Here is a 16,178-nt window from a genome sequence, read left to right as displayed (position 1 = left end):
TTGTAAACTCATCGACGCCCCGGCTCGCCGGGGTCCTGCCCCTATAGCTCAGTTGGTAGAGCTACGGACTTTTAATCCGCAGGTCCCAGGTTCGAGCCCTGGTGGGGGCACTCATCTCTACCGCCCTCGTGCGCACGCCGGTCGCTCAGCCGATCCGGAAGTCGTATCGCGCCCGGCCTCCGACCTGATCACAGAAGTACGGCGAGTCACATTCGAGGAAGACGTACCCCGCGCCAGTCGAGGTCATACGGACCCTTGCACGGTCGCCTCCGCCCAGGTCGAAGTTCAGAGTGGCGTCAGCCCGACCCAGTCCACAACTCGCGCCACGCCTCGCAGTGAAGATCACCCGCCAATTGGAAGGCCAGCGATCTGGCAGTTCGAGCCCAGGGGTTTCGAAGCAGGACGAGTCGGGTTGAGCGTTGATCATGGTGACCGTCGCCCCTCGGAAGCCGGTGCTCATTGTGACGAGCACCTCCGGCTCGCTCGTACGCGGTTCGAGGGACCCGAGATCGAGGCCGTCGAGGCTCCCAGTTGCAGGGGCGGCCACCGCCGCGGCGGGTGTCGCACTTGCGAGTCCTGCGAGAGCGATCGTTGTCGAGGCCAGTACTGCGGCAACGCGGCGGGCGAACGTCATGACGTGCTCCCCAGTGGCTCACGATCCAGACCGACCGCGATCAAGACATCAGTGCATCACGAAAGTCCGTAATAGCGGGCGGCTTTGACCACACCGGACACCCCTTTCACTCATCGATCCGCTCGCGCCTGCGCAACCCTCGGCCGCTGCATCCCCGGCCGGCAACACGAGAACCGTTCGCATTGCTCACTTCTCGCGCCGCGTTGCCGCATCCATCCCCACAGCGGGACACAAGAAGTACAAATTTGTGACATGTCACGAGGAGTTTCCCGCGCGCAATTCGCGCGAGGTGAAGCCGATTTGCCACGCTCCCTCATATTTCGACGGCCGCCCACGGAAGGCGAGTGCGCCCCATTTCGCACCTGACGAGCGGGGCCATCGAATCAATTGACAATCAGAGCGAGTCAAAAGACAACAACGTTTTCTCAACCTCGATTTGTCAACTGAAAAGCCTTACGCAACCATTACGACTTCTCAGTTGCCGGCATCCTCCACCTCCCTGAGGGCATGACTCGACGCCGTATCCGCAGCTAGAGAGGTTGTAGACAGCGCCGATGCGCCGGCGAACGCCCCATCCAGTAGGCGATATGCACGATTCTGGACGGTAGACAACGTTTACCTGACGATCACCTCGGCCCGCGCAAAAGCTCGACCGGGCATCCATCTGCGGCAAGCAAATAGGTCACTTGTCCAACAATTCAGACATCTCAACAATGGCCATTGTTTCGAATCCTCCAACGCCCACAAACGCCTATTTGAATGACGCGGAATGGTCTGTACAGTTCCGAATTGCCAAGGGGGCGAGAAGCCGAAACGAATAGATCGGCCACTTCTCGCGGCACTACTCAGGGGGAGTACATGAGCGTTCCAGTTGACCGGTTCACACGTGCCTTCATCGGCGCCGAGCGTGTTCCGGGCGCGGCGCCGATCGCGTCGCAGAGGTGGCTCGTCCAGTACGCGCGGCACATCGCGTGGACCGACCTGTCCCTCATCGCGCTGGCGGTGCTCGCCGGTCAGGTCATCCGCTTCGGGGGCGACCTGCTGCGCCCGATCGGACGCGACGGAATGCCGGCGCTGCTGGTCACCGCCACCCTCATCGTCGGATGGCAGTTGGCGTTGCGTATCGGGCAGGCCGGCGACCCGCGCATCCTCGGTGCAGGCCCCGTCGAGTATCACCGCGTCCTGACCGCCTGTTTCGGCTTCTTCGGCGCCTGGGCCATGGTCGACCTGGTCTTCGACCTCGCCATCGCACGCGGTTTCATCGCGATCGTCCTGCCCGTCGGCACCCTGATGCTCCTCGGCAGCCGGTGGGCGTGGCGCCGGCACCTGACGACCGGCCGCGAAAGCGGACGTTTCCTGCGATCGGTGCTGGTCGTGGGGTCCCGAACGTCGGCACGGGCGCTGATCGAGCGACTGAACACCAACCCGTCACTCGGCTACCGCGTCGTCGGGGTGTGTCTCATCGACCCGACGACCCCCACCGCGATGCCCCGGTTCTCCGGGTACGGCACCGAGGGTGAGAGCACCGACGTCCCGGTGTTCGCCGGTTACGACCGTGCGGCCGAACTCGTACAGTCCTGTGGCGCCAATACAGTCGCGGTCACCTCCGCGGACTCGCTCGGACATCGGGCAATGCGCGAACTGTCGTGGGAACTCGACAACTGCGACGTGGAGATGCTCGTCGCGCCCGGTCTCATCGACATCGCCGGCCCCCGGATCACGATGCGACCGGAGGCCGGACTGCCGCTCCTGCACATCGACAAACCGCAGTACAAGGGTGCCAACAGATTCCTCAAACTCACCTTCGACAAGGTCGTCACAAGCGTTGCACTGCTGACGCTTTCGCCCCTGTTGGCACTGTGCGCGCTCATCATCAAACTCGACAGCAGAGGTCCGGTCTTCTACCGTGCCGAACGCGTCGGCACCGACAACGAGCCATTCATGATGTGGAAGTTCCGTTCGATGGTGGTCGACGCGGACTCCCGGCGCCGCGAGCTCATCCACCTCGACAACGGCAACGGCGTGCTCTTCAAGCTGCACACGGACCCGCGGGTGACCCGCTTCGGCCGCTTCATCCGCCGATACAGCATCGACGAACTCCCCCAGCTCTTCAACGTCCTCGGCGGCACGATGAGCCTGGTCGGTCCACGACCGCCACTGCGTGAGGAAGTCGAGTCCTACGATCAGGTCGTCCGGCGCCGCATGCTGGTCCGGCCCGGGATGACCGGCCTGTGGCAGATCTCCGGCCGCAGCGACCTCTCCTGGGACGACTCCGTCCGGCTCGATCTCTCCTACGTCGAGAACTGGTCTCTCACCACCGATCTCGTCATCCTCTGGCGCACGGCGAGTGCCGTCCTCTCGCGTCGAGGCGCCTACTGAACCCCGTCGCGCACCGGTCACCTCGCACCGGCACCCGAACACCACTGACCACAACCACTCTCGCGACATACGAAGGAAGACCCATGAAGAAGGCGCTGATCACCGGAATCACCGGACAGGACGGCTCGTACCTCGCCGAACTCCTGCTGTCGAAGGGCTACGAGGTACACGGGCTGATCCGTCGCTCGTCGTCGTTCAACACCGCCCGCATCGATCACCTGTACCAGGACCCGCACGATCCTTTCGCCCGGCTCTTCCTGCACTACGGCGATCTCAGCGACGGTGCGCGACTGGTCACCCTCCTGGCGTCGATCAATCCGGACGAGGTCTACAACCTCGCCGCCCAGTCGCACGTCCGCGTCAGCTTCGACGAGCCCGAGCACACCGGTGACACCACCGGAATCGGTTCGATCCGCCTCCTGGAAGCCGTGCGGCAGGCCGGGATTCGGTGCCGTTTCTACCAGGCATCGAGCTCGGAGATGTTCGGCGCCTCGCCGCCGCCGCAGAACGAGGACACCCTGTTCTACCCGCGGTCGCCCTACGGCGCGGCCAAGGTCTACTCGTACTGGGTGACCCGCAACTATCGCGAGGCCTACGGACTGTTCGCGGTCAACGGCATCCTGTTCAATCACGAATCCCCGCGTCGCGGCGAGACTTTCGTGACCCGCAAGATCACCCGCGCGGTCGCCCGCATCAAGGCCGGCGTCCAGAAGGACCTGTACATGGGCAATCTCGACGCGGTGCGCGACTGGGGGTATGCGCCCGAGTATGTCGAGGGCATGTGGCGGATGCTGCAGGCCGACGAACCGTCCGACTACGTTCTCGCCACCGGGGTTCCCTTTTCGGTCCGGGACTTCCTCGAGCACGCTTTCGATCACGCCGGCCTCGACTGGCGCGAGCACGTGATCTTCGATGAGCGTTACCTGCGCCCCACCGAGGTCGACTCACTGATCGGCGACGCGTCGAAGGCGGAGCTGGATCTCGGCTGGCGGGCGCAGGTGCGGGCCCCTGAACTGGCACGGATCATGGTCGACGCCGACATCGCCGCCCTCAAATGCGAGGGCACGGAATGGATCGACACTCCCCAGCTGCTCACCTGGAGTCGCGCGTCATGAGGTTCGATCCGTCGTCGACGGTCTACGTCGCGGGTCATCGAGGGCTGGCGGGCTCCGCCCTGGTGCGCGCGCTGCAGCGTCGTGGGTTCACCGACATCATCGGGCGGTCGAGCCGCGACCTCGACCTCCGGGATCGGCACAGCGTGTTCGAGTTCTTCGCATCGACCACACCCGACGTCGTGATCCTCGCCGCCGCACGGGTGGGCGGGATCATCGCCAACAGCACCGCACCCGTCGACTTCCTCTCGGAGAACCTGCGTATCCAGGTCAATGTGCTCGACGCCGCGGCCGCGTTCGGCGTCGAACGGGTGCTGTTCCTCGGGTCGTCGTGCATCTATCCCAAGTTCGCGCCGCAGCCCATCCGGGAGGACGCGCTGCTGACCGGACCACTGGAATCGACCAACGACGCCTACGCGGTCGCCAAGATCGCCGGCATCATGCAGGTCCAGGCCACGCGACGCCAGTACGGCCTGCCGTGGATCTCGGCGATGCCGACCAATCTCTACGGGCCGAACGACAACTTCTCCGATGACAACAGCCACCTGCTGCCGGCGATGATCCGGCGGTACGAATCGGCGCGCCGGGGGGCCGCGCCGATCGTGACCAACTGGGGCACCGGCACCCCGCGCCGCGAGCTGCTCCACGTCGACGACATGGCCGAGGCGTGCATGCGCCTGCTCGAGCACTACGACGGGCCACGGCAGGTCAACATCGGTACCGGGGTCGACCATTCGATCGCCGAGATCGCGAGCATCGTCGCCGACGCGGTGGGTTACGACGGCGCCGTCGAATGGGACACGACCAAACCGGACGGAACTCCGCGAAAGTTACTCGACGTCAGCACGATCCACGAACTCGGCTGGCGTCCCATGATCACCCTCCACGAGGGGGTGGCGCAGGTCGTGGAGTGGTATAGAGGGGTCCACTCCACGACCGACGCGTCCCCCGCGGGAAGCGAGCTATCCGATGTCGGGGTCTGAGTCATCGGTGACCGTCGCGGTACCCACCACGACGGTTCCCGCAGCGACGTCCCCGGACACCTCGGCGGCGGCACCCACCACTGCCCGCCTGCCGATGGTCGCGGGTCCGGTGACGATGGCGCGCAACGCAATCCATGCCCCGTCCTCGACGACGAGTTCGGCGCTCGCCGGCGCCCTCAGCGTCGCCGACTGCGAGAGCACCACGTCGGCGCCGATCCGGATCGGACCCTCGTTGTCCAGGGTGACCGCTTCTCCGATCCACGAGTCCGCACCGATCACGAGGCGGCCCGGCCGCGTCACCCGCACGCGTGGCCGCATCAGAACACCTCGGCCGATCTGCGCACCGAAGACCCGAAACACCGCCAGGCGTACCGAATTGGGCACGAACACCAGCCCGATCGCGCGCATCACGAAAGGCCAGACCAGCGATGACCACTGAGCTAACACGATCGCCATCGTATCGAACCCGCCGGCCACTCGGCCCGGTGAACGAGACCACCGGACCTCGTTCGGTCTCCTCGGGCCGTAAGTGCGTGGACTTCATCGCGATCAACTACGCCCCCGAGGTCACGGGAATCGCCCCGTACGTCACCGACATCACGCGACGCCTCGCCGCACGCGGTTGGAGCGTCCGCGTGGTCACCGGCTACCCGCACTACCCGCAGTGGCATCTCGACGGAGAGATGTCGGACTACACCTCGACGGTCGTCGACCACGGCGTCATCGTCGTACGAGTGCCCCACAGCATTCCCGAGGGCACCGCGCTCGTCGCCCGTTCACGCATGGAGCTCGAGTTCGGCATGGGCGCCATCGTCGCGCACCTGCGTCCCGAGGCCGTCACCGTCATGGCGAGCCCGCCGCTCATCGCGTCGGCCATGGTCATGCTGCGCCGCAAGCTGGGACGACGACGGTTGTCGCCCATGGGCGTGTGGGTCCACGACCTCTACAGCCAGGCCGTCAGCGAGGCCGCGTCCGGCGGATCGCTCAGCCGCACACTCGTCGGCAAGCTCGAGAGGTTCGCGCTGCGCGCGGCCGACGAGATCGCCGTCGTACATCCGCGGTTCGGCGAGATCATCGTCGACCGTCTGGGTGTCGACCCGAAGGTCGTCACCCACGTACGCAATTGGACGCAGGTGCAGCACGACGCGCGGGTCGCGCGCGCTTCGGCGCGTGAGCGGCTCGGCATCCCGTCGGACGCCATCGTCGCCGTGCACGCCGGAAACATGGGCCAGAAGCAGGGACTCGAGAACCTCGTCGACGCGGCCCGCTTGATCGACGGGACCGACGACCCGTCGACGCAGCAGGTCCACATCTACCTGGTCGGCGACGGCAATCAACGTCGACAGCTCGAGGAACGCGCCCGCGGTTGCACGAGTCTGACATTCGTGGACTCGCTTCCCGATGACGAATTCCACCTCATGCTGTCGGCTGCCGATGTCCTCGTGGTCAACGAGAAGCCCGGTGTGGTCGAGATGTCGTTGCCCAGCAAGCTGACCACCTACTTCAGCTATGGGTTGCCGGTGGTGGCCTCGGTGGCCGACGACGGCATCACCGCCGGCGAGGTCCGGCGATCCGGGGGCGGCGTCGTGGTACCGGCGGGCGATCCGGCGGCCCTGGTCTCCGCGATCACGCTGATCGCGACCGACGCCGACGCCGCCGAGGCAATCGGTGAGGCCGGCGCCCGTTACGCACGTGAGGTTCTCGGCGCCGACGCCGCGGTCGAGCGGTTCGAGCTGTGGCTGCACAAGCTCGCACAGCACGCGAGCGTGCGGGCATGACCGTGACGACGCCGACCACGACCACCGCGCGGTCGGTGATCCTGTCCGACCTGGAGCCGCGCCGCCTGCGCGACTACATCGTCGACAAGTCCGACCGCGGACGCGGACGCATCTGGATGGTCACGTGGTTGGGCGTCGGGCCGGTCCTTCGTAGTGGTCTGGGCGGGAACCGCTTGCGCCGCCTCGCGCTCCGCTCGTTCGGCGCCGCGGTGGGTGCCGGTTGCGACATCCACCGTTCCTTCCGGGTCCACTTCCCGTGGAAGCTCACCCTCGGAGACCAGGTGCACATCGATCGGGATGTCTGGATCATCAACCCGGAGCCGGTGTCGGTCGGGTCGGCGTGCCGACTCGGCGAGCGCTCGGTCATCTGCTCCGGCGGCCACGACCACCGTTCGCCCACCTTCACCCGCACCAGCCAGAGTGTCGTCATCAGCGACCGCTGCCATCTGGGCAACGGGGTGACGGTCCTGAAAGGGGTTGTGCTGAAGGCGGGTACGCAGGTCCCGGGTGGGGCCGTGGTGATCCCGTCGACCCGCCGCCCAGGAGGTGATCCCGCATGAGGATCCTGCAGGTGTTGACCCTGCTGTCCCGGGCAGGCGAGTTCGGCGGTCCCGCGACCGTCGCCGTCAACCAGAGTCGTGCCCTGGCCGAGCGTGGCCACCAGGTGACACTGATCGCGGGCTCGTTCGACGGCCACGCCGCGGCACCGGACGTGGCCGGCGTCCGAATCCTGACCTTCCCCACGCGCACGGTCGGGACGGCACCCAGCTTCTCCCGCATCGTCTCGCCGTCCATGCTGCGATGGATCTGGTTGCATGCGAACGAGTTCGACGTCGCCCACGTTCACCTCAGCCGCGATTTCGTGACACTGCCCGCCACCCGGCTCCTCGCTCGGCGTCGGGTCGCCACCCACGTGCAGACGCACGGCATGATCAATCCCCGCCCGTCGCTTCCCTATCAGGTGATCGACAAGACGCTCACCATCCCGGCGGTGCGGCATGCCCACACCGCGTTCTATCTCAACGACGTCGAACTGACGAAGTTGCGTTCCGCGATCGGTGGCACCCCGCGATATGCGTACCTGGCCAACGGCGTACCACTGTCGCAGCCCGTCCCGGTCGCTGCGCCCGCCGACGACGATCTGCCCGAGGTGTTGTTCCTGGCACGGCTTCACCCGCGCAAGCGTGCGGTCACATTCGCCCGCGCCGCAGCCGAACTCGCGGTGCGCTTCGATGCCCGCTTCACCATCGCCGGCCCCGATGAGGGCGACGGTCCCGCCGTCGACGAGGTCATCGACACCTTCCGTACGGTCTGCGGCCCCGAACTCGGTTCCCGGATACGTCGCGATCCGCCGTTGCCGTCGGATGCCGTGCCAGCACGTCTGGCCTCGGCGTCGATCTTCGTGCTCCCCTCCGTCCACGAGCCGCTACCCATGTCGGTTCTCGAGGCGATGGCGGTCGGCCTGCCGGTGGTGGTCACCGATACCTGCGGCTTCGCGGGCCTGATTGCCGAGGCCGATGCCGGGCTGGTCGTCGACGACTCGGTGGAAGCACTGTCCGCTGCCCTGGGTGCCCTTCTGGCCGATCCCGACGGCGCCCGCGCCCGCGGAGCGCGAGCGCGGCGGGCGGTCGAAGACCGTTGGGGCATCGGCACCGTTGCCCGAGAACTGGAGGCCCGCTATGCCGCAACCCGCTGACACCTTCGCCGCCACCCGTCCGGCCCCCACCGCTCCGGTCACGTTCTCGATCCTGGTGCCCTCCTACAACCCGGGTGACTACTTCGGTCCGGCGATCGCATCGGCGTTGCGCCAGATGAGTGCCGACGACGAGATCCTCGTCCAGGACGCGGGTTCGACAGACGGGACCCAGGACGTCATCGCCGCACTGGCTGCCGAGGACCCCCGAGTCCGCGCGGTGGTGGAAAGCGACGACGGCCAGTCCGACGCTCTCAACCGCGCACTCGCACGCGCGTCGGGTGACTGGGTGATCTGGCTCAACGCAGACGATCTGCTGATCGACGGCGCGTTGTCGGCGATCCGTGCCGCCGCCCTCGAGACCCCCGAGACATCGGTACTGACCGGTGACCATCAGCTCCTGCGGGCCGGTGGTGACGTGGTCGGGACATTCGACGGCAAGCCGATCGAGAAGCGAACCCTGTTGCGCCGCTCCACCTGCGCGTCGTTCTCGGGATCCGTGGTCATGCGACGTGATCTGCTCGAGGCGCTCGGCGGCTTCGAGAACGACCTGCATTGCACCATGGACTATTCGTTGCAGTTCCGGATCGCGGCGGTCGCCCCGCGACAGCGGGCCTTGCCGGTCCCGATCGGGGCCCTGCGGTTTCACGACGCATCCAAGTCGGCGAACCTGTGGCGGACGTTCCTCGGTGAATCGTTCCGGTTGCGCATGCGCTACGCCGAGTCGGGAACGGACCGCGTGCTCGGGGTCGTGGGCACCGCCGAACAGCTGGCGTCGTTCCTCGTGTTCCGCATCCGGCTGACGCCGACCTACCGGAGGTTGCGCGGTGCGCTCCGACACTGACCGTCGTCGCGCCGGCGACCGGTTGCGCAACGATGCCGGACTACGGATCGCGGCCCGAGTGGCCAGTTCCGCGATGCTCGGCGTCTTCGTGCTGCTGCTCGCCCGCGCGCTGTCGGTCGATTCCTTCGGTCAGTTCATCCTGGCGTATACCATCGGTCTGGTCATCGGGCTCGTGGCGGGATTCGGTGCGCCGGTGCAGGTCATGCGGTCCGGCGCGGGCGGGGGCGACACCTCGGCCGTGCGGTTGTATGTCGTCCACACGGTGTCGGTGTCTCTGGTGTTCGTACTCGCCGGCGCCGTCGTGTCTCTCTCGACGATGCCGCTGATCGTCGTCGCCGGTGGGCTTTTCGCCTACTCCGACACGCTGCAGAACTTCGCCCAGAACTTCCTGGCCGGCATCCGCGCCCACACCGCGGCCAGCTGCCTGGTCGTCGTACAGCGGGCGGTGCCGCTGGCCGCGTGGGGTGCCATGGCAGCCCTGGGCCAAGGGTTCGGCGACATCGCGGTCATCGTCGTGTTCGCCTCCACATCTGCGGCGGCGCTGCTGATCCCGACGATCGCGGTCGGAACCCGGGCCGTGCGGAGCGCCGTCGCCGAGATCCGCGAACTCTCGCCGGGAGAGGTCGCCCACTTCTGGGCGCTGTCGATGTCGGGCATCCTCGCTCAACTGCAGGTGTCGGCGCTCGCGGTTTTCGCTCCGCCGGCGACGGTCGGCTACTTCGCGATGGCCTCACGCGTCACCGGGCCACTCACCCTGTTGTCGGCAGCGGTGTCCACGGTCGCCGTCCCCGAGCTGGCCGGATCGGTCGACGACCCTTCGGCGTTCGACCGCATCTACCGTCGCTATCGGAACCTCATCCTCGCCTACTGCCTGTTGGTGATGGTCATCGCGTGGCCCGCCGCCTGGATGATCGTGCAGATCGTCGGCGCGAAGTACCAGCCGGCGCAGATGCTGCTGGTCGGCATGATCATCGCTGCGGGTATCTCGTCGGTGTCCCAGGCGCTCAGTTCCAAGTACATCGCCCTCGGGCGGCCCGACACGGTGACGGTCGCGATCGTGATCGGCGGCGCAACGACACTGGCTCTGCTGCTGCTCGCCGGCGCCGTCGACCGTCTTTCCCTGATCTGGCTCGTTCCCGTCGCCGGTCAGTCACTTGTCCTCGCAGTCCTGCTCTCCGATATTCACGAAGGTGGGAGAATGACCAGTTTCCTCCGAACTCATTGGGAGCGAGCGCTTCTCGTGGTCACGGCCATCGCGCTCGTCGTCGCGGGAGCGTCGACGTTCCTCGTCCAGCGGGAGTCCGCGGACCCGGTTGCCGCCGGCCCGGCCCAAGAGATGACGGCCGCCGCCGGCGTCCGACCGGCCGCGAGCGACGAAGCGGTCAAGATCCTCGTGATCGGTGACAGTTTCACCGAGGGAACGACATACGGCGGCAAGGGCACGTCCAACTGGACGCGGGTCGCGCAGGCGAAGCTGTCCGGCGAGCGACTCAACCGGTGCCCGGTTCTGCTGCGGGTGTCGGGGCGCGGCGGCGCCGGTTACCTGACGACCGGTATCCGACACACCACCTTCGCGTCGGAGGCGCAACGCCTGTTGACCCGCGATGTGTCGGCGATCGTCCTGGTCGGCAGCGGCAACGACCTCTCACACCCGTCGCGTCAGTACCGTGCCGCGGTCGACGAGACCATCGCCGGGGTGCGCAAAGCACGTCCCGAGATCCCCGTGGTCATCGTCGGACTGTCGTGGATCCACGACGCCCCAGTCGAATCCGGGTACCTGCGGGCCAACAAGATGCTGGCCTCCGTCGCCGCCCGTCATCGGTCGACGTTCGTCGACCCGATCCGCGACGGTTGGTACGACGGTCCGCGCGAGCAACCGCTCGTGGGCGCGGACATGCGGCACCCCACCGATGAGGGACACGCCATCATCGCCGCGCGGATGACCCCCATCCTGGCGGACCTGGGCCGAAAGGGCGCCTGCGCATGAGGAACACGAGGACGAGCGGGTTGCGGCGACCCGCCACCCCGATGCTCGTCGCGCTCGGCGTCCTCGGCTGCCTCGGCCTCGTCGTGGCCGCTGCGGTGTCCACTCTCACGTCGCAGCACGGCACGGTCGAGGCCACCGCGCGTGTGGTGCTCACCTACGAGCGTGACGCGATGGAGCTCCCGCAGGACTTCGATCCCGCCCCCACGATGCTGCTCACCAAGAGCATCGAGTCCTACTCGTCGCTGGTGACCAGCGAGAACTTTCTGCGTCGGGTAATCGACTCCCACCACATCGGCATGACTCCCGCCGAACTCCGGTCCGGCCTGTCGATCACCTCACCGCCCGACACGACGATCATGGATTTCACAGTTCGCGGTGCCGACTCGCAGACGGTCGAGGCAGCCGCGCTGGGAATCGGACGTGAGTTCACCGCTGCTCTGGCAGAGCTCGAATCACCGGCCCCCATCGCCTCGGTCGTGCTTGGGCCGGGGTCCGCCGGGCGGACGTTCCCGAACGCGCTGATGCGCACGACGATCCTGACCGTCATCGCCGTGCTGACGACCGCGGTCGTGGCGTTGATGTTCGTTCGCCGCCGGGCCGAAACATCCACTCTTCGAACACCACCGCTCGCCGACCTCTGGAGGACATCATGAAGCGACCCAACAAGTGGCTCAGCCTGATCGTCTGGCTGCTCCCCGCGTCGAACGCGAAGAACACCCTGTTGCGTGCCATCGGCAACACCGTCGGACAGGACGTGGTTCTGGGTCCGAATCTCGTTCTCGGGTGCGGCCCGTTCCACATCGGCGACCGAGCCGTCGTCTCCCCGTTCAACATCTTCCGACAGATGGCGTCGGTCGAGTTGGAGAAGGACAACTTCATCGGCCGGCTCAACCAGTTCACCGCCGCACCGTCGTACCAGCGGTTCAGCGACCGCGCCGGGGTCCTGTCGATGGCGGAACAGTCGGCGATCACGAACCGGCACTACTTCGACTGTTCTGGACGTATCGACATGGAGGCCTACAGCGCCGTCGGGGGCACCCGCAGTCTGCTGCAGTCCCATGAGATCGACATCGTCGAGGACCGAACCACCATCGGCACCATCACGATCGGCGAGCGGAGCCTCACGGCGACCGCCTGCCTCATCTTGAAAAACGCCCATATCCCGGCTTTCTCGCTGGTGGCGGCAGGATCGGTGGTCACCGCATCCAACAAGGCGACCGCGGGTGATGCCGGAATCTACGCCGGCGCCCCGGCGAGGTGGCGTCGCGAGCTGCCGGAGTGCAAGTGGTGGTACCGGTCGTCGTACATGACTCCGGTCCGAGAGGTCGAGGGCTTCTGATGTTCTCGTTCTCCGGTAGACGACCGTCGACCGTCGCGTGGGCGGTGGCTGCGGTCGGCCTCATGCTCCTGGGCTCCGCGTGCTCGACGGCTGCGCTCGCCGAACGCGCCGACGACCGGGTCGCCACCGCCCAGGGGGCCGCCGTCCACGTCGACTACGCGACCGCGGCCGCCGTTCCGCCCGGATTCATCTCCATCGAACGCGGACGCAACTCCCATCCTCTCCGAGTCGTCGACGGCCGACTCCTCCACGGAGAGTCGGCCGCACCGAACGCGGCATCGTATGTGGCGACCGACCTCTCGCCCGCACACGTCACCCGGATCGGCGCGACGGTCGGATTCACCGGCGACGACGCCGGATCGATCGCCTTGCTGGTGAGCGCGAAACCCGTGCCGGACAACGAGTCCGAACCCGCGCCGAGCGCGGCCGTGCATTTCGTCGCCACGCGCACCGGTTGGTCGTATGCGATCTGGGAGGCCGGCAAGGGCGGCCAGACGGTGCTGGGTAAGGGCACCTACAAGACCGCGTTCGATCGTGATGCGGCACGGTTCGAGATCGAGCTCGACGGTGACCGCGCCAAGGTGTATCTCCCCGATGCCACATCGATCGTGTTCACGGACAGCCGGATTCAGGAGTTCTCGGGGGGTTGGGCGACGTGGGAGCTGTATGAGGATTCCGCCGGAACCGCTCCGGCCTCGTTCCGGGAGCTCTGGGCGTCATGATCGTCGCGACTCTGTTCGCAGCCCTGGTTGCTTTCGTCGCCGCCGCCTACGACCCGCAGTGGGTTCGACGGGTCGACCCGTTCCTGTGCAGCTGGCTGGTCGCGTTGACGGCGTGGCCGGTCATCGTGATCTACGCGGTGGCGCCGGCGGTCTGGTCCTCGGCGGACGCAGCCGGACCGATCTTCGCAGTGCTCCTGTACGGCCCGGCGGCGGGCTTGAGTGTGGCGGCTGCCCTCAGGGCCATCGGAACGCACGGGTTCCGGATCGACCAGTCCGCGGCGATCCTCGGTCTGCTCACCGTGTACGCCTGTGCCGCAATGGTCATCGACGGTTCGGGGCGGATCATCAACCTCGGCATGGCGATGGCCCTGCTGGTCGGGTTCATCTTCCGGTACCGGCCCTTCGGGCTCGACGATGTTTCCCGCGCGGCGCGAATCGCGCTGGTCGTGACGGCCGCCGTCCTGCTCGTGTCGGTGTTGTTCAATTCGTCCCGCGTCGTCGGAGCGTGCCGCATCGACAAGTGCACCGACCTCGGTGCGGTCCTCACTTCGCCCTTCGCGGGTAACGGCAACCTGGCGGGTATCACCATCACGGCGCTACTGCCCTTCGCGGTGTACCGCCTGCCGATGTGGCGTGTGCTCGCGGCGGTGGCCGGCGTCGGGTTGATCGGCATGCTCGCCGGAAGCCGGACCGCGTTCGGCGGCATCGCGGTCGCCGGCGCACTGGGGATCGTCCTGGCCATGCCTTCGGTCACGACTCGAGTGCGAAACCTGGTGCTGGGGCTCGCCCTGGTGGCGAGCGCGGTGTACTCGCTGTTTCCCCTGTACGTCGGCTACACCAATTCCGACTACAGCCTGCGTGGCTACCTGTGGAACCAGGCGCTGCGGGAGATCCCCGACCAGTGGTTCTTCGGTCACAACCCGGCGTTCTGGGTCGAGTCGGGCGCCTCGTTGCTGTTCAAGGCGAACTACTCGCCGCACAACGGGTGGCTCGAAATGCTTCTGGCCGTCGGTGTCTGGGGTGTCGGACTCGTCATCCTCGCAGCCGTCGTCAAAGTGGTCCAGACCCCTGACAGCACCACACGCGCCTATCTGCTCGCGTACTTCAGCACCATCCTCGCTCTGAGTTCGCTCGAAGCGGTGTACGTCCCGTACTTCCTCGGCATCGCACCGTTCGCTGCCCTACTGCCCTACTTCCTCTACCAACACAACCGTTTCCCCGTGAGTCGCCACGAGGTGCTCGCCGAATCACAGATGGAGTCCCGATGAAGATCCTCACCACCATCGCCACCAGATGGATGCTCGTCGTTGCGTTCACCCTCATCGGCCTCGTTGCGGCCATCGGGTTCTCGCTGCTGCAACCCCAGACCTACGTGGCAACGGTTCGCACGTACATCGCGACAGGCACCTCCGACATGCTCGAGGCCTACCAGGGCAACCAGGCCGCCCGAGCCAGCATCCAGACGTTCGCGGTGCTCGCGACCGACCCGGTGGTGGCCCAGCGCGCCATCGAGAAGTCCGGCGTCGACATCTCATTGCCCCAATTCCTCTCCGAGATCTCCGTCAGCGTTCCGCCGCAGACCGTCATCCTCGACGTCTCCGTCCAGAACGCATCGTCGGCCGACGCCGAACGGTTGTCGACCGCGCTGACCGAGGAACTCGTGGGGATGGTGACAGCGCTCCAGGAGCCGACAAGCGGCGGCCCCGGTGCGCTGCGTCTCGTCATCGTCGACCCGAACACTCAAGGGGCCGTGCGGCAACAGCTGATCGACCCGATGCTTCTCGGCGTCGGCGCGGTCGGTGGCGCACTCGCGGGCGCGGTCCTCGCCCTCCTGCTTCAGCTCCGCAAAGATCGCCGCAACGACGACGAGGAGCTCCTCGACGTGACCGGTGGTCCCACCACCGGCGACATCGAGGTGGCCATCAGCCGTCCCGCGGCCGCTGCGCCCGCTGCCGTCAACCGCCACGAGCTCCCCGAGCCGGCGCCGAGCGCCCCGGTGACGAGCGCAGCACCGAGCCACCACATGCCGATTGAGCCGGTGACGAGCGCAGCACGGAGCCACCACACGCCGGTTGAGCCGGTGCCGAGCGCAGCGAGGAGCCGTGTCGAAACCCCCGCCCGGCCCGCTGTTGCGCCCTACTCCGCTCGCCACACCGTCAGCCGGCATTCGGCGACGCGATGAGACGACGGACTCGCTGGGGTGGGCTGGGAGATGTGAACTTGCGGGTCGATTCACGCCTGTAGGACCGACGGATGCCCGTGCGCACCTCACCCACCCGTCACAATTCCCAACCGACACCCGGCACCATTTTCGTACACTGTCGAGAGCCGGTTCGGCCGCCGTCGATGGCAGGCCGTAGAGGCGCCGAACCCCGAGCGCCCTCCTTGGGGTCGCGACTGGGCAGCTCGAATAGCCAGCCAAAAGCACGTACACGATCACGCAGGCACATCAGGCCCACACTCGATCCAACACCAGGCGGCCAGGGCCGCCACAAACATCGACCAAGGACTAATAAGTTTACATCTCGCTGCTTAAGAAGCAGTCCGTTCTGAATGTGGTCCCTCTGTCAAACATTGCGATGCAGATAATGACGGGCCCCCTAAGAATTAGAACGGAACTCTTATCCACGCCAAATTATGGAATCGACCCAAACTCGGAGGTCTAACGAATGCTTCTCGACCGGGTTGTAGATGATGCAAACGAGCG

Annotated in this window: 14 protein-coding genes and 1 tRNA gene; 14 read left to right on the top strand and 1 reads right to left on the bottom strand. The window is 66.6% G+C overall.

Annotation, left to right across the window (positions count from 1 at the left end; all coding sequences use genetic code 11):
• The first annotated feature begins 37 nt into the window (after positions 1-37).
• The 4 genes from MAY35_RS09725 (at position 38) to MAY35_RS09710 (ending at position 5,108) form a co-directional block, all read left to right on the top strand.
• Positions 38-110: transfer RNA gene (locus MAY35_RS09725), tRNA-Lys, on the top strand.
• Positions 111-1,492: 1,382 nt separating this feature from the next.
• The gene (locus MAY35_RS09720; protein ID WP_238421102.1) at positions 1,493-3,013 is read left to right on the top strand and encodes a sugar transferase; all 1,521 of its coding nucleotides are present in this window, start codon (positions 1,493-1,495) and stop codon (positions 3,011-3,013) included.
• Between the two features lie 83 nt (positions 3,014-3,096).
• The gene (gene gmd, locus MAY35_RS09715; protein WP_238421101.1) at positions 3,097-4,128 is read left to right on the top strand and encodes a GDP-mannose 4,6-dehydratase; all 1,032 of its coding nucleotides are present in this window, start codon (positions 3,097-3,099) and stop codon (positions 4,126-4,128) included.
• Positions 4,125-5,108, top strand: coding sequence for a GDP-L-fucose synthase (locus tag MAY35_RS09710; protein ID WP_238421100.1), 984 nt, complete (start codon positions 4,125-4,127; stop codon positions 5,106-5,108). The genes gmd and MAY35_RS09710 overlap by 4 nt, the downstream gene beginning before the upstream one ends.
• Here MAY35_RS09710 and MAY35_RS09705 read toward each other — a convergent pair.
• Positions 5,088-5,564 carry an acetyltransferase gene (locus tag MAY35_RS09705; RefSeq protein ID WP_238421099.1) on the bottom strand — a complete coding sequence of 159 codons (477 nt, stop codon included), beginning with the start codon at positions 5,562-5,564 and terminating at the stop codon, positions 5,088-5,090. The genes MAY35_RS09710 and MAY35_RS09705 overlap by 21 nt on opposite strands.
• Before the next feature lie 29 nt (positions 5,565-5,593).
• On the opposite strand from MAY35_RS09705, the gene MAY35_RS09700 reads away from it, so the two are divergent.
• From MAY35_RS09700 to MAY35_RS09655, 10 genes are read left to right on the top strand one after another with little or no spacing between them, the layout of a single operon-like run.
• Positions 5,594-6,886, top strand: a complete 1,293-nt coding sequence (locus MAY35_RS09700) for a glycosyltransferase family 4 protein (RefSeq protein WP_238421098.1) — start codon at positions 5,594-5,596, stop codon at positions 6,884-6,886.
• Entirely contained in the window at positions 6,883-7,446 is a 564-nt protein-coding gene (locus MAY35_RS09695; RefSeq protein ID WP_238421097.1) for an acetyltransferase, read from the top strand. The genes MAY35_RS09700 and MAY35_RS09695 overlap by 4 nt, the downstream gene beginning before the upstream one ends.
• Positions 7,443-8,582: a glycosyltransferase gene (locus MAY35_RS09690; RefSeq protein ID WP_238421096.1), complete on the top strand. Its 1,140-nt coding sequence runs from the start codon at positions 7,443-7,445 to the stop codon at positions 8,580-8,582. The genes MAY35_RS09695 and MAY35_RS09690 overlap by 4 nt, the downstream gene beginning before the upstream one ends.
• A complete protein-coding gene (locus MAY35_RS09685) occupies positions 8,566-9,423 on the top strand; it encodes a glycosyltransferase (RefSeq protein WP_238421095.1) in 858 nt (285 codons plus the stop codon). The genes MAY35_RS09690 and MAY35_RS09685 overlap by 17 nt, the downstream gene beginning before the upstream one ends.
• Positions 9,407-11,410 carry a GDSL-type esterase/lipase family protein gene (locus tag MAY35_RS09680; protein WP_238421094.1) on the top strand — a complete coding sequence of 668 codons (2,004 nt, stop codon included), beginning with the start codon at positions 9,407-9,409 and terminating at the stop codon, positions 11,408-11,410. The genes MAY35_RS09685 and MAY35_RS09680 overlap by 17 nt, the downstream gene beginning before the upstream one ends.
• Positions 11,407-12,063 carry a hypothetical protein gene (locus tag MAY35_RS09675; protein ID WP_238421093.1) on the top strand — a complete coding sequence of 219 codons (657 nt, stop codon included), beginning with the start codon at positions 11,407-11,409 and terminating at the stop codon, positions 12,061-12,063. Before MAY35_RS09680 ends, MAY35_RS09675 begins: the two co-directional genes overlap by 4 nt.
• Entirely contained in the window at positions 12,060-12,749 is a 690-nt protein-coding gene (locus MAY35_RS09670) for a hypothetical protein (RefSeq protein ID WP_238421092.1), read from the top strand. The genes MAY35_RS09675 and MAY35_RS09670 overlap by 4 nt, the downstream gene beginning before the upstream one ends.
• Positions 12,749-13,471, top strand: a complete 723-nt coding sequence (locus MAY35_RS09665; RefSeq protein WP_238421091.1) for a hypothetical protein — start codon at positions 12,749-12,751, stop codon at positions 13,469-13,471. Before MAY35_RS09670 ends, MAY35_RS09665 begins: the two co-directional genes overlap by 1 nt.
• On the top strand, positions 13,468-14,739 hold the full coding sequence (locus MAY35_RS09660) for an O-antigen ligase family protein (RefSeq protein WP_238421090.1): 1,272 nt from the start codon (positions 13,468-13,470) through the stop codon (positions 14,737-14,739). Before MAY35_RS09665 ends, MAY35_RS09660 begins: the two co-directional genes overlap by 4 nt.
• The gene (locus MAY35_RS09655; protein ID WP_238421089.1) at positions 14,736-15,653 is read left to right on the top strand and encodes a YveK family protein; all 918 of its coding nucleotides are present in this window, start codon (positions 14,736-14,738) and stop codon (positions 15,651-15,653) included. The genes MAY35_RS09660 and MAY35_RS09655 overlap by 4 nt, the downstream gene beginning before the upstream one ends.
• The last annotated feature ends 525 nt before the right edge of the window (positions 15,654-16,178 follow it).

Source organism: Gordonia sp. 'Campus' (assembly GCF_022206305.1).
Classification (GTDB): domain Bacteria; phylum Actinomycetota; class Actinomycetes; order Mycobacteriales; family Mycobacteriaceae; genus Gordonia.
This window is presented reverse-complemented; position numbering and strand designations above follow the sequence as displayed.